Origin of the sequence: Lentzea sp. NPDC051208 (assembly GCF_040682435.1) — a bacterium.
Taxonomy (GTDB): domain Bacteria; phylum Actinomycetota; class Actinomycetes; order Mycobacteriales; family Pseudonocardiaceae; genus Lentzea; species Lentzea kristufekii.
Genome location: NZ_JBFBAW010000003.1, coordinates 220,592 through 234,214, shown reverse-complemented (window position 1 = coordinate 234,214; position 13,623 = coordinate 220,592). Strand labels below are relative to the sequence as shown.

The 13,623-nt window shown below is 69.1% G+C and carries 13 protein-coding genes and 1 pseudogene; 9 read left to right on the top strand and 5 right to left on the bottom strand.

All coding sequences use genetic code 11. The annotated features are described in order from the left end of the window. Positions 1–35: 35 nt before the first annotated feature. From AB0M48_RS08460 to AB0M48_RS08450, 3 genes are read right to left on the bottom strand one after another with little or no spacing between them, the layout of a single operon-like run. Positions 36–1,274, bottom strand: a complete 1,239-nt coding sequence (locus AB0M48_RS08460; protein ID WP_363837269.1) for a cytochrome P450 — start codon at positions 1,272–1,274, stop codon at positions 36–38. 32 nt (positions 1,275–1,306) lie between these two features. After that, a complete protein-coding gene (locus AB0M48_RS08455; RefSeq protein ID WP_363837265.1) occupies positions 1,307–2,068 on the bottom strand; it encodes a DNA-formamidopyrimidine glycosylase family protein in 762 nt (253 codons plus the stop codon). Continuing rightward, positions 2,061–2,906: a ParA family protein gene (locus tag AB0M48_RS08450; protein WP_363837262.1), complete on the bottom strand. Its 846-nt coding sequence runs from the start codon at positions 2,904–2,906 to the stop codon at positions 2,061–2,063. Before AB0M48_RS08450 ends, AB0M48_RS08455 begins: the two co-directional genes overlap by 8 nt. 33 nt (positions 2,907–2,939) lie before the next feature. Between AB0M48_RS08450 and AB0M48_RS08445 the strand changes: the two genes are divergently transcribed. The 6 genes and pseudogenes from AB0M48_RS08445 to AB0M48_RS08420 form a co-directional block, all read left to right on the top strand. Further along, positions 2,940–3,659 (top strand): class I SAM-dependent methyltransferase, encoded by a 720-nt coding sequence (locus AB0M48_RS08445; protein ID WP_363837259.1) that lies wholly within the window; start codon positions 2,940–2,942, stop codon positions 3,657–3,659. A 99-nt stretch (positions 3,660–3,758) separates the two neighbouring features. Further along, a complete protein-coding gene (locus AB0M48_RS08440; RefSeq protein ID WP_363837256.1) occupies positions 3,759–4,328 on the top strand; it encodes a sigma-70 family RNA polymerase sigma factor in 570 nt (189 codons plus the stop codon). Beyond that, positions 4,325–5,041 carry a class I SAM-dependent methyltransferase gene (locus tag AB0M48_RS08435; protein WP_363837252.1) on the top strand — a complete coding sequence of 239 codons (717 nt, stop codon included), beginning with the start codon at positions 4,325–4,327 and terminating at the stop codon, positions 5,039–5,041. Before AB0M48_RS08440 ends, AB0M48_RS08435 begins: the two co-directional genes overlap by 4 nt. A gap of 85 nt (positions 5,042–5,126) precedes the next feature. Beyond that, a complete protein-coding gene (locus AB0M48_RS08430) occupies positions 5,127–5,693 on the top strand; it encodes a sigma-70 family RNA polymerase sigma factor (RefSeq protein WP_363837249.1) in 567 nt (188 codons plus the stop codon). Positions 5,694–5,796: 103 nt separating this feature from the next. Then, the gene (locus AB0M48_RS08425) at positions 5,797–6,474 is read left to right on the top strand and encodes a sigma factor-like helix-turn-helix DNA-binding protein (RefSeq protein ID WP_363837246.1); all 678 of its coding nucleotides are present in this window, start codon (positions 5,797–5,799) and stop codon (positions 6,472–6,474) included. Positions 6,475–6,665: 191 nt separating this feature from the next. Beyond that, positions 6,666–7,199: pseudogene (locus AB0M48_RS08420) on the top strand (sigma-70 family RNA polymerase sigma factor); the annotation flags it as partial. On the opposite strand, the gene AB0M48_RS08415 reads toward AB0M48_RS08420, so the two are convergent. Continuing rightward, on the bottom strand, positions 7,180–8,490 hold the full coding sequence (locus AB0M48_RS08415) for a glutamine synthetase (protein WP_363837243.1): 1,311 nt from the start codon (positions 8,488–8,490) through the stop codon (positions 7,180–7,182). The pseudogene AB0M48_RS08420 and the gene AB0M48_RS08415 overlap by 20 nt on opposite strands. A 12-nt stretch (positions 8,491–8,502) precedes the next feature. Between AB0M48_RS08415 and AB0M48_RS08410 the strand changes: the two genes are divergently transcribed. From AB0M48_RS08410 to AB0M48_RS08400, 3 genes are all read left to right on the top strand, one after another. Beyond that, positions 8,503–9,600 carry an amidohydrolase family protein gene (locus AB0M48_RS08410; protein ID WP_363837239.1) on the top strand — a complete coding sequence of 366 codons (1,098 nt, stop codon included), beginning with the start codon at positions 8,503–8,505 and terminating at the stop codon, positions 9,598–9,600. A gap of 35 nt (positions 9,601–9,635) precedes the next feature. Next, the gene (locus AB0M48_RS08405) at positions 9,636–10,910 is read left to right on the top strand and encodes a DNA polymerase IV (RefSeq protein WP_363837236.1); all 1,275 of its coding nucleotides are present in this window, start codon (positions 9,636–9,638) and stop codon (positions 10,908–10,910) included. 85 nt (positions 10,911–10,995) lie between these two features. Then, on the top strand, positions 10,996–11,655 hold the full coding sequence (locus AB0M48_RS08400) for a hypothetical protein (RefSeq protein ID WP_319982278.1): 660 nt from the start codon (positions 10,996–10,998) through the stop codon (positions 11,653–11,655). Between the two features lie 853 nt (positions 11,656–12,508). Here the strand turns inward: AB0M48_RS08400 and AB0M48_RS08395 are convergent. Further along, on the bottom strand, positions 12,509–13,606 hold the full coding sequence (locus tag AB0M48_RS08395; RefSeq protein ID WP_363837231.1) for a DUF4034 domain-containing protein: 1,098 nt from the start codon (positions 13,604–13,606) through the stop codon (positions 12,509–12,511). Positions 13,607–13,623: the final 17 nt, after the last annotated feature.

Genomic DNA, 13,623 nt, shown 5'->3' with positions numbered 1-13,623 from the left:
GGCAGGCGCACGGCCCTGTGGTCCGCAGCCGGCGGCTAGAGCGGCTTCGGCACCTTGATCGTCGCCTGCTCGTCCAGCGGCATCGCGGGCTTGGTCAGGAACGTCACCGGGAGCCCTCGCAAGCCGCGGCTGCCCAGCGACACGCGCCAGGACAGCGGCCGCGAGGTGTCCAGGGCCAGCCCGGCGCACCGCCCCAGCAGCGTCCGGAACGCCACCTCGCCCTCCAGCCGGGCCAGCGGCGCGCCCAGGCAGAAGTGGATGCCGTGCCCGAACGCCAGGTGCTGGCGGTCCGCCCGCTCGATGTTGAGCTGGTCGGCCCGCGGGTACCGGTTGCCGTCGTGCTCGGCGGAGGCCAGCGACAGCAGCACGACGTCGCCCGCCTGGATCTGCGCGCCGCCGATCGTCAGCGGCTGCGACGCGAACCGCAGCAGGTGCGAGGTCGGCCCGTCGAACCGCAGGAACTCCTCGATGGCGCCCGGCAGCAGTGACGACGAGCGCTGCAGCAGTTCGAGCTGCTCGGGGTGGCGCAGCAACGCCAGCGCACCGTTGCCCACGAGGTCCACGGCCGTGGTGTAGCCGGCCACGAGCAGCAGGAACGCCAGCGAGGCCAGTTCGCTGTCGGACAGCGCGGCCTCGCCGGTCGCGCGGGCCAGGCCGCCGATCAGGTCGTCGTCGCCGGAGGTCCGCTTGTGCGTGACGAGGTCGCGCAGGTAGCCGGAGGTCTCCTCGCGGGCCGAGGTCGCGTCACCGTCGGCCAATCCGGTGACGACGTCCGCCCAGTAGCGGAAGTTCTCCTGGTCGACGGCGGGGACACCGAGCAGTTCCATGATCACGGTGATGGGCAGCGGCGCGGCGAAGTCCGCGATCAGGTCGCAGCGGCCGGAGTCCGCGAACCGCTCGGCCAGGGAAGCGGCCACCTGCTCGATCCGGGGACGCAGCGCGGCGATGCGGCGCGGCGTGAGCTGGCTCGACACCGCACGGCGCAGCCTGGTGTGGTCGGGGCCGTCGCTGTTCATCATGTGGTCCGACAGGTCGCCGAACCACCACGACGCGAAGTGCGGATGGCCGCGCAGCGGTTCGGCGAGCGCGGAGCCGTGCGAGGACAGCAGCGGGTTGTCCAGCGCGGCACGGACGTCGGGGTAGCGGGTCACGAGCCACATCGGCACGCCGAAGGTCTCGACCCGGTGCACGGGACCTGCGTCGCGCAGGCTCTTCAGCACCGCGTACGGGTCGTCGGTGAAGCCGGGGCGCAACGCATCCAGATTGACCGCCATATTGGGGCACACGGCTGGAAGAGCGTCTCGGTTCAATCTGATTGGCATTTTGGGCAGAAGTACACGAATCTGCCGTCGATCTCGTCCGATCGGACTCTTGTGCCGCATCGCAAACAGGGTTTGCCGGTCCGCTCGAAAACGTAGTGCTGCACGCGCAGGTCGCCGGTGGTCCTCTGCTCGGGCCGCCACTGGTTGGCCTGCAGGAGCTTGCGTGACAGCGCAACCGCACGTGGGGCGTCCACGGATGACACCGGGGCGGTCGGCAGAGCGCGCAACAGGAAACAGACTTCCGCGCGGTAGAGATTGCCGACGCCGGCCATGACCCGCTGATCCAACAATGCGAGCCCGATGGCCCGGGAAGGATCGGCGGTCAACCGCTGAACGGCCTCAGCGGCGTCGAACTCGGCTGCCAGAAGATCAGGTCCGAGGTGGGAGATGAGCCGGTCCTCATCGGTGGTCGGCAGGAACTCCAGGTCGTGCAGCGCGAATCCGATGGCCTGCCGGTCGTCCACCTCGAACACCGCGCGGGCCTGGTGCGCGGGACGGCGCCAGCGCTCGCCGGGCCGGTAGAGGTGCCACGAGCCGTCCATCCGGAAGTGGCTGCGCAGGCTGTTGCCGTCGGAGAACCGGGTGAACATGTGCTTGCCGTACGTGCGGACGCCGAGCACGTCCAGACCGGTCAGGTCGAGCGCGGCCAGCCGGGGATGACGCAGTTCCCCGCGTCGCAGCGTCTTCCCGGCCAGCGCCTCGTGCATGCGATGACCGGCCAGGAAGACCGTGTCCCCTTCAGGCATCCACCGCTTCCTGGATCTCGTCGTCGTTGAAGTCGTGGTGCACGGCACGGCGCCGGCTCCGCGAGATGCGCTGGATGCGGGCGAGCAGCAGGTTGAACGCCAGCGCGACCTCACGTGCGCCGGGAGTACCCCACTCGTGGATCGGCATGCATGCGCCCTGTGCCTGCTGCACGGCGAGACGGTCCGGCAACGCCACCGGCATCACCAACGGCCCGAAGATGTCCCGCAGCTCTTCGATGCGGAACTGGTGCTCGTGCGAACGCGGCCGCACGCGGTTCACGACGACGCCCAGTGGCTGCAGGTCGGCGTTGTTGCTCTCCCGCTCGTTCTGCACCGCCTCGAACGCCCGCTGCACACCCGCCACGGCGAACATCGTCGGCTCGGTGACCAGCAACGCGCGGTCGGCCGCCACCAGCGCCGAGCGGGTCAGCTGGCCCAGCGACGGCGGGCAGTCGAGCAGCACGAGGTGGTACGGGAACTCGTCGTACATGTCCCGCAACGTGCGCAGCGCGTCTTTCAGGCGGTGCAACCGCGACTCGTTCGGATCGGGGTGGTTGAGCAGTTCGGCGTCCTCGGACCCGGACAGCACGTCGATGCCGTCACCCCACCTGCTCGGGCGGATCGCCTCTTCCAGGTTCTCCTCGGACGGGTCCTGCAGGACGTCGTAGATGCTGGCCTTGGACTCCTCTGGCTCCAACGTCGACGTGGCGTTGCACTGGGGATCAAGATCGATCACCAGAGTGCGGACACCACGGCGGAGAGCGGCAGAGGCCAGGCCGAGCACCACCGTCGTCTTGCCGACGCCTCCCTTGAGGCTGAGCACGGACACCGTATGCACAGACCTACTCTAGGGTCTCCTACTCTGTTGGACATGCGACCGGACGCCGTACAGAGGGTGCTCGACGCCGAATTGGCCGCCGCACGCGAGCGCAGGGGTGGGGAACACCCGCGTGTGCTCGACGTTGGTGGTGGCAGCGGTGTCTGGGCTGTTCCCCTAGCCGCAGCGGGATGCGCGGTCACGGTCGTGGAGCCTTCGCCGAACGCACTGGCCACGCTGAACACCCGTGCGCGCGAAGCCGGTGTGACCATCAACGCAGTCCAGGGCGACACGGATTCGCTGGGCGTTCCCGCCGGCGAGGCCGATCTGGTGCTGGCGCACGGGCTGCTGGAGGTCGTGGACGACGCGCCCGCCGCGCTCGCCTCGCTGGCCGCCGCGGTGGCGCCCGGCGGCGCGGTGTCGGTGCTGGTCGCGAACCGGTTCGCGGCGATCCTGCACCGCGCGATCGCGGGTCGCATCGTCGACGCGCGGAGGCTGCTGGACGACGACGCGGGGCAGCTCGCGGGCACGCGCGACCCGTTGCAGCGCCGGTTCGACGTCGCCGGACTCGAGAAACTCGTCCTCGAAGCCGGCCTCTCCGTGGAAATCCTGCAAGGTCACGGGGTAGTTTCTGATCTCGTGCCCGGTGTGGTGCTGGACGCGAATCCGGGTGTCGCCGACGCGCTCGCCGAGCTGGAACTGGCCGCCGCCACGCGGTCCCCGCTCCGGGACGTCGCCGCCCGCCTGCACGTGCTCGCCCGCCGCACGGCTTGAAACCCTTTGCAAACGGGACTTTTATGACCCTGATGAGTGGTCCCAAACAACTCGGCGGCGAAAGATAATGTCTTCGCTGCCGACGTAGGGACCAACGCGATGGAAAGTTCCGACCTGCTGGCCTCATTGGTCAACGAGGCCGTTGCGGGTGACCGGCATGCCGTCGAACGGCTGCTGGCCTCCGTGCGCCCGCTCGTGGCGCGGTACTGCCGTGCGCGCGTCGGTCGCAACGAAAGGGCGTACGCGTCGGCGGACGACGTCGCGCAGGAGGTCTGCCTGGCGGTGCTCACCGCACTGCCCACCTATCGCGAGCAGGGAAGACCTTTCCTGGCGTTCGTCTACGGCATCGCCGCGCACAAGGTCGCCGACGCGCACCGGGTCTCGGCGCGCAACCGCTCGGAGCCCGTCGCCGAGGTGCCGGACGGTCCGTCGCTGGCGATCGACCCCGAGGAGAGCGCGCTGCTCGGCTCGCTCTCGGCGCGGCTCGGTCAGTTGCTGAGGGGCCTGCCGGACAAGCAGCGCGAGATCCTGCTGTTCCGCGTGGTGGTCGGGCTGACGGCGGAGGAGACGGCCGAAGCGATCGGGTCGACGCCTGGTGCCGTGCGGGTGGCTCAGCACCGTGCGCTGGCGAAGCTCCGCACGTCCGTGGGGGTCGAGGAGTTGATTTGACCGGTGCCTTCTACGACGACCTGTCCGGGACGTACGACCTGATGTTCCCGGACTGGGACGCGTCGATGGCCCGGCAGGCGTCGCAGCTCGCGGAGTTCATCCCGGCGGGCGCGCGCGTTCTCGACTGTGCGTGCGGCATCGGCACGCAGGCGATCGGTCTTGCTCTACGCGGCTATGAGGTCGTGGGCACCGATCTGAGTCCCAAGGCGGCTTCTCGGGCCGTTGTGGAGGCCTCTGCGCGTGGGCTCACGTTGCCCGCGTTCGCAGCGGACATGCGCTCGCTGCCGTTCGCGGATGCCTCATTCGACGTCGTGCTCGCGGCGGACAACGCGCTACCCCATTTGCTGACGGCTCAGGACGTCCTGGCGGCGCTGCGGGAGATGCGGCGTGTGCTCCGTCCCGGAGGCCGGCTCATCCTCTCGACGCGCGACTACGACGCGATCCGGAACGAGCGGCCGTCGTCGACTCCTCCGTCCGTCGGGCCGGGCCGAGTCGTGTGGTTCCAGCTCTGGCATTGGGACGGCGATCAGTACGAGTTGGAGATGTTCCGGCTCCACGAAGCCGACGCGTGGCGCGTCGTGGTGGGCAAGGCACGGTATTGGGCGATTACTCGTCATGAAATCACCGCTTTGGCGGAACGCGCGGGTTTCGGTTACGTGCAGTGGTCGCTCCGTGCCTATTACCAACCGCTGTTCGTTGCTGCAAACGGGTGACGTTCGAAGTTTCTTCCTACTTTCCGCATAAGGAGTGACGCGTCGCACGTCTCCTCCACGGGACGTCGACGAGGGGACGCTTCGAATGGAGAGTTCGGCTTTATCCGCAGAACTGGTCAGCCTGGCCGTGCAAGGCGAGCGCAGGGCCACTGACCAGCTACTTCGCTACCTGCGACCACTGGTGGTGAAGTACTGTCGCGCGCGTGTGGGTCGCTCTGCGACAACTGCGGACGACGTCGCGCAGGAGGTCTGCCTGGCCGTGCTGACGGCTCTCCCGAAGTACCGGGAGCAAGGTAGGCCGTTCCTCGCGTTCGTCTACGGCATCGCCGCGCACAAGGTCGCCGACGCTCACCGGGCGATGGCTCGTAACCGAGCGGAGCCGGTGGCCGAGGTGCCCGACCAAGCCGTGCGGGGTGTCGGACCGGAGGAGTTCGTCCTCCAGGACGAGTTGAACGGCACGCTCGGCCGGCTGCTGCATGTGCTGCCGGACAAGCAGCGCGAGATTCTCGTGCTGCGCGTCGTGGTGGGTCTGTCCGCTGAGGAGACCGCGGAAGCCGTGGGGTCGACGCCGGGCGCGGTTCGTGTCGCCCAGCACCGGGCGATCGGTCGCCTTCGCAAGGAGATCGCGTCATTGGCTGTCCCGATCGGGTGACATTCGTTTGCGTTTGTTACGAGACGTGGCGAGTGCGTGGGGTGGACGCACCCAAACGACATACCTAGAGAGCAGGAAGACACCGACATAGGGACCAGGGGGCATGGGAAGTTCGGACTCAGCGCTTGCCGCCGACCGGCTGCGCATCGACGGGGTGCTGGTCCAGCACTTTCGCGAGTCAGGGCTGTCCGGGCCTCGCTGGGACCAGTTCCACCGTCAGCTTCTCGGGCACGGACTCACGATCGTTACGAAGATCGTGTGGTCCGGTGCCATCTTCTCCCGCTGCGGGCGACAAGGCCGCTACCTGCACCAGCAGGACATCTCGCGGCAGGAGGCCGAGGAAATGGCGAGCGACGCGGTGTACGAGGGGTTCGTCTACTTCCGGGACCGGGGTCTGCTCGGCCGGGAGTGGTCGGTCGAGCACGGGCAGCCGTTGAACGAGTACTTCGTCAACGCCTGCGTGCTCGCGTTCCCGAACGTGTACCGCCGCTGGCAGACGCATGCACACGGCTGGCAGGACGTACGGCTCGTGGACACGCTGGCCTCGCTCGAAAACGTCGTGGCCGAGGGGAATCCCGAGGACGCGGTCATCGAGCAGGCGGCGGCGAACGCCGCGTTCGCCACGCTGAGCGAGGACAGCAAGCGGTTGCTCTTCCTTCATGACCAGGGCTATTCGCATGCGGAGATCGGTGAGTTGATGCGACTCACCCCGCGCGCGGTCGAAGGACGGATCCGGCGGGCGCGACTCGCGGTGCGCCGGCGTCCAGAAGAGGAACGGTGATCTGCGTGGAGTTCACACCCGGCCTGCACCGCAAGGTTCCCGCGGAAGCCGTTCAGGGCTCGTCCGTGGGTGGGCCGGTCTCCGCTTCCAGGGGGACCCTCGACGCGTTGGTCGAACGGACTGCCGGTGGCAACAAGGAGCCGGTCGACCCTCCGGCACCTTCCTACTACTCGAGCCGCCCTCAGACCGCGGACGAGCACGTCGCGCGCGCTGTCGCCGGTGATCGCGTCGCCGTCGAACGGCTGCTCGGCACCATCCGGCCGTTGATCGTGCGGTACTGCCGTGCGCGCGTTGGATCGTTCGCGTCGGCGGACGACGTGGCGCAGGACGTGTGCCTGGCCGTGCTGACCTCGTTGCCGTCGTATCGCGACCAGGGGCGTCCGTTCCTGGCGTTCGTCTACGGGATCGCGGCGCACAAGGTGGCGGACTCGTTCCGCAGCTTCTCGCGCAACCGCGCCGAGGCCGTGCCCGAGCTGCCGGAGTCGATGGACACCGCGGCCGGGCCTGAGCAGCGCGCGATGCAAGGGGAGCTCTCGGATCAGATGGCGACGCTTCTGCGCGTGCTGCCCGAGAAGCAGCGCGAGATCGTCGTGCTGCGCGTGATGGTGGGGTTGTCGGCGGAGGAGACGGCCGAGGCGGTCGGGTCGACGCCGGGTGCGGTCCGGGTGGCCCAGCACCGGGCGCTGTCGCGGTTGCGCAAGGAGCTCAATAGCGCCAGCGAGTGACGTTGGCGATGCCCTGCGGGCTCGCGTCCTTGTACCGCTCCATCTCGCCGCGCCGCACGTCGGCGATCGTGCCCGCGAGTTCCTGCCCGAACGCCTGCGTGAGCACGGCGTCCTTCTCGAACTCGTCGACGGCTTCCCGGAGCGACGTGGGCAGGCGCGGGACGTCGCCGAGCAGCGCCGGGTCGACGTTGAGGCCCTCGGGCAGCGCGGCCTGCGTGGCGATGCCGTCGAGGCCGGCCGCGACCACACCCGCGACGACGAGGTACGGGTTCGCGGTCAGGTCGAAGCACTTGATCTCCAGGTTGTCCCGGATCAGGCGCAGCGCCGTTTCGCGGTTCTCCTCGCCCCACGCCACGAACGGTGCGGCCCATGTGTTCGGCACGAGCCTGAGGTAGCTCGCGAGAGAGGGTGCGCCGATCGCGCACAACGCGCGGAGGTGGGTGAGGATGCCCGCGCTGAACTGCTTCGCCTCGTCCTGGAAACCGTCGAAGAGGTTCGTGCCGTCGCGCCAGAGGCTGAGGTGCAGGTGACCGCCGTTGCCGACGCCGCCGTTGATGACCTTCGGCGAGAACGACGGGCGCATGCCGTGCCGGATCGTCACGGCGCGGATGGTCTCCTTGACGAGCACGGCCGTGTCCGCGGCGGCCACGAGGTCCTCCGGAGCGGTGGAGACCTCGAACTGGCCGGCGGCGTACTCGGGGTGGAACTGGAGCACCTCCACGTCCTGCTGGTCCAGGGCGTCGAGGAGGTCCACGCAGTAGTCGGACAGCTCGACCTGGCGGGCGTGGCCGTACGCGGATCCACTGGTCGCGGGGACCCAGTCGTCGGTTCCGGACTTGCCCAGGCACCACTCGATCTCGAAGCCCGCCCGGGCGGTGAGGCCCGCGTCGGCGAGGTTCCGGACGGCCTTGCGGGCCTGCAGGCGTTGATCCATCGGGTAGGGGACACCGCTCTGGAAGTGGCGGTCGGCGGGGGCCCAGGCCCAGCCCGGCTGGCCCGCGAGCACGGTGAGGCGGTCGAGGTCGGGGTGCAGGCGCAGGTCGCCGACCGGGCCGCCGGCGAACCGGCCCTGGATGATGAAGTCGTCGAACAGGAAGACGTCGAACACCGGTGACGCGCCCACGCCGTGCGCCGCCGCGTGGGCCAGTCTGCGCAGGGGAACGGACTTGGTGCGGAGGATGCCGCTGTTGTCGACCCAGGTGAGCGCCACGACGCTCACGTCCCGCGCGTTCAGCCCGTCGAAGAGCTCCGTCGCCCGATCGAACCGCTGGTCCCGTTCCGCAGAGTCCACGATCCTAAGGTTATGGGCATCTTGCCGTTCGTCGCCGAAATCGGGCTGATAGATCACCACTGCCATGGTGTGCTGCGCACCGACAGCGCTCGCCCGGAGTTCGAGTCGTTGCTGTTGGAGGCCGATGCGGTCTCCCCGCTGGGCGGGTCGTTCTTCGACTCGGCCCTCGGGTTCGCGGTGCGGCGCTGGTGTGCGCCGTTGCTGGACCTGCCCCGGCACGCGTCCGCCGACGAGTACCTCGAACGGCGGAACTCGTTGCACATCGCCGAGGTGTCGCGCACGTTCCTGATGGCGTCCGGGATCCACACGTTCCTGGTGGACGGCGGGTTCCAGCCCGATCGGCTGCTGTCGGCCGACAAGCTCGCCGGGCTGAGCGGGGGTGTCGCGCACGAGATCGTGCGGCTGGAGGTGCTGGCGGAGACCTTGAGGCCTTCGGTCTCGCCTTCGGAGTTCGTCGACCTCGTCCGGTCGCGGCTCGCCTCGTCGTCGGCGGTGGGGGCGAAGTCCGTTGCGGCGTACCGGATCGGGCTGGGTCTGCCCGGCGTGCGGCCTGGTGACGCGGAGGTGGAGCGCGCGGTGGCGGCGTGGTCCGGCGGGCGGCTGGAGGACCCGGTGGTGATCGCGTGGCTGGCCTGGGAGGCGTTGGACGCCGGGCTGCCGTTGCAGTTCCACGTGGGGTACGGCGACTCGGACCTCGATCTGCACCGGTGCGATCCGTCGTTGCTGACGCCGTTCCTGCGGGCGACCGCTGGTCTTGGTGTTCCGGTGTTGCTGCTGCACAACTACCCGTTCCACCGGCAGGCCGGGTACCTCGCGCAGGTGTTCCCGCACGTGTTCTGCGATCTCGGGCTGGCGACGCACGGGCTGGGGCATCAGGCGTCGCGGGTGTTCGCTGAGGCGTTGGAGATCGTGCCGTACGGGAAGTTCCTGTTCTCCTCCGATGCCTTCGCTCTGCCCGAGTTGTACTACCTCGGCGCGTTGATGTTCCGGCGCGCGTTGTCGGACTTCCTGGCTGACGGGTTGCGCAGTGATGCGTTCGCGGAGGACGACGCGCACCGCATCGCACGGCTCATCGCGTCGGAGAACGCCTCGCGGGTGTACGAACTGTAGGATTTGCGTCGAACTGGCGTTCGAAAGGGGTGTTCATGGGTCGCAGTGCGAACCTGCCACGCGGCCTGGTCGATCGGTTCCGTGCGCGCGATGGCGTCTGGCCTGACGACACGGGTTGCCGGATGCTGCACGTCGACATGGACGCCTTCTACGCGTCGGTGGAGATCCGCGAACGCCCTGAGCTCGAATCCGTGCCCGTCGTTGTCGGTGGCGTCGGCGGGCGGGGCGTCGTGAGCTCCGCGAACTACCTCGCGCGTGAGTACGGCGTCCGTTCCGCGATGCCGACCGCGCATGCCCGCCGTCTGGCGCCTCACGCCGTGTACCTGCCGCCGCAGTTCGATCTCTACCAGGAGGTCTCGCGCGGGGTCATGGCGATCTTCCGCGACATCACCCCGCTGGTGGAGCCACTTTCACTGGACGAGGCCTTCCTCGACGTCGGTGGCGCGCTCCGCCGGCTCGGCCTCACGCCTGGTGGCATCGGCGAGTTGATCAGGTCTCGTGTGCAGGCCGACCAGGGCGTGTCCTGTTCGGTCGGGGTGGCGTCGACGAAGTTCCTCGCGAAGCTCGCCTCGGGCATGTGCAAGCCCGACGGCATGATGGTCGTCCCCGCTGCTGCTTCGCTCGAGTTCCTGCACCCGCTGCCGATCTCCGCTTTGTGGGGCGTGGGCGCGAAGACCGCGGCGAAGCTCGAGGGCCTGGGTCTGGAGACCGTCGCCGACGTGGCCGCCATGCCTCTCCCGCGCCTTCGCCGCAAGATCGGCGTGGCCCTGGCGGAGCACCTGTACGCGCTGGCCTCCGGGGTGGACGACCGCGCGGTGGTGCCGGTGTCGCGGGAGAAGTCGATCGGCGCCGAGGAGACCTTCGAGGTGGACGTCGCCGACCGCGCGCTGCTGCGCCGCGAGCTGCTGCGGCTGTCGGAGCGCTCGACAGGTTCGTTGCGCGCCAAGGGTCTGCACGGCCGGACGGTGTCGATCAAAGTCCGCTTCTCCGACTTCACGACGATCACCCGCTCCCGCACCCTGCCGGTGTCGACCGACGTGACCCAGGAGGTCTACCGGGTGGCCGCCGAACTCCTGGACACCCAGGTCCCGCCCGGCGACGTCCGCCTGATCGGCGTCCGAATAGAAGGCCTTGACAACGCCGACTCCGCCCAACAGCTGATCTTCGACGCCCCAGAACGAGGCTGGCGCGAAGCCGAACAAGCCGCCGACCAGGCCCGTTCCCGCTTCGGCTCGCTAGCCGTCCGCCCAGCCTCACTGCTCCGCGACAGTCCAGAAAGGACCGCGGACTTCGAACCGAAGCCCGAGTGATCGCGACTTGTCCACATCCCCCGACTTGTCCACAGATCCCCACCACCCCGAAACCCCCCACCATCCCCAGCCCCACCATTGACCCATGCGCCACCCCATCGACCTGGAAGCCCTGGGCACCCTCTTCGTCCACCGAGTGGCCCCAGTGGCAGCCCTGATCCACATCGGACTGTCCTCGTCCCTGATCGACCAGCGCTCCCGCCCAGGCGGCCCCTGGCAGCGCCTGTTCCCGAGCATCTTCCTGCTGTCCAGAGCAGGCCCGTCCCGCGAACAGCTGGTGCAGGCAGCCCTCCTCTACGCGGGAGAGGGCGCGATGCTCACCGCGTTCGACGCCCTCTACCTGCACGGCATGAGATCGGTCCTGCCGACGGCAGACGCCATCCACGTCCTGGCCCCACGCCACTCCAGCGCCTGGGGCCACGGCACCCTGCGCCTGGAACGAACAGACCGCCTGCCCAAACCAGCCCTGCGCCGAGGCTTCCACGTGGCCCCCTTGGAACGCGCGGCGGTGGACGCGATCCGCCGAACCCGCTCGATCCCGGACACCAAGGCCATCCTCGACGAGGTGTCGCACTACGTGGGCATCCAGGCCCTCAGAGCCGAACTGGCCATGGCCCCGCGCAAGGGCACCACCCTGGCCCGCAAACTCCTGGGCGACTCCCCGGCCCGCCAGCTGGAACTGGCCGTGATGGACCACCGCCCACCGTCCGTCCCACAAGCCCGAACCCCACAACCAGTCGGCTGACCGCCCCGCCCACAAGGCCTCAGGCACAGCCGAACACAACCTCGCGCTCCGCACCGGAGGGCGAGTCCGCCCCCGGCGAGGTCGCCGCACGCCGGCTCGTCGCCCACCCGACAGCCACACCGGCGACCGCGCTCCAACCACGTCACCACGCCCCACCTGTGTGGTGTTGCCGCACAGCAGCTCGGCAGCCGGGCCATCAGCTCTGCCCAACTACCTCGCCCAGCAACCGTGTTCGACAACGCCGCAGCTCACGGGTGAAGCCACTGGGTCGACGGCCTGCAACGCCTGATCCGTGCGGCAGCGCCGCACACCAGTTCAGCAGCGGGCCAACACCCCAGCGGCTCGCTGCGCCCGGCCTGCGGTGTTACCGCACACCACCCGGCAACCGTGTTCGACAACGCCGCCGCTCACGGGCCGAGCCACTGGGCGGACGGCCTTGGCCTTCAACCCCCCCCGGCCCTGCGACAGCACCACACACGAGTTCGGCGGTTAAGCCAACACCCCAGCGGCTCGCGCACCCCGCCCCGCAGCGTTGCCGCACACCACTTCGGCGGCCCGACCAACAGCTCTACCGAACGACCCTGCCGAACAACCTCATTCGGCAGCATCACCACTCACGGGCCGAGGCGCTGAGCCGACGACCTCGGCCTGCAACGCCCGCCCCTGCGACAGCGCCACACACGAGTCCAGCGGCAAACCCAACGACCCACCCCAGCGACCTCACCCATCAACCAGCGCCCCGGCCTGAACCCCGCCCACCTCTAGCGGCAGCTGGCCGATCCCACCTGGCACCGCACCCCGAACCCCACCGGGCGCGGCACCCGAATCCCAGCCACCACACCGAAAGGAGCCACTACCGAATCGGAGCCTTGACCCCCTTGCCCTTGGCCGCAGCCTTGACCGCGATCCCACGCAGGCTCAAGAACTTCAGCCGAGGCTCCTCGAAGTAGTCCCAAGGCCCCGCGTCCGCCAACGCCCCCAAAGCCCGGAACTGCCCCACAGCCTCCTCAAAGCGTTGCAGCTCAACCAAAGCGTAGATCGCATACCCACGGTCGTTCCGAAGCGCATAGGTGTCAGCACCCTCGTCCGCCAGCCGATCCAGCAGCGCGTCCAGGGCCCCGACAACCGCGGGCGACTTCCACACGTCGGGCGAGGTGCCCTCAGCCTCGTAGGCAGCCTGCAGCGGCAGGGACAGCAGCTTGGGCGACTTGGCGGCAGCTTCGACCGCGAACGTCAAAGCCAGCTCGTCCGACCCGTGCCACTTGCGGCACCAGTACTGCAGGGCCTGCGCGTGTCCGTTGTGGTGCAAGGGATCGCGCGACATCAGTTCCGCCCAGATCGCGCGGAACTCGTCGTGCTCCACCTGCAGGCCGCGGGCGAGAGTCAGCATCGTGTTCCACGGCGTCGGGTCGTCCGGCAGCACGGCCGCGGCGACACCCGCTGCCTCACGAGCCTCGAACAGGACGCGGTGGAAGCCCTCGAACTGTTCGCGGGTGGTCTGGGACGCGGTGGCGCTGCCGCGGATGTCCCAGGCGAGGGCGACCAGCGACATCGCGTGCACGACGATCCAGTGCGGGTCACCTGGGCGGGCGGTCTGCCAGGCGTCCATCCACGCGTCGTCCTTGGCGGCGAGGTCGGCCAGGGCCCAGACGACGCGCTGGCGGCGGTCCCAGTCGCCGTGGGTCGACGCGACGAGATCGGCCGCGTTCTCCCAGTTGCCGGCTCGGACGTCGTCCTTCACGGCGGCGAGGGCCAGGTCCTCGATCGGCGACGCGGTGGTCACCTCGGCGTCGGGGACTAAGCCGTAGCGCTCCGGGTGGGTTTTCGGCAGGACGTACGACGCCACCACGTCGGAGGGGAGTTCGTCGATCTCCAGGCCCAGCCGCTTCGCCTCGCGCATCAGGCGGATGACGGTGATGAGTTCCTTGGGCTTGAACAGAAGTGAGAGCACCACTGGGTTCCTCCTGA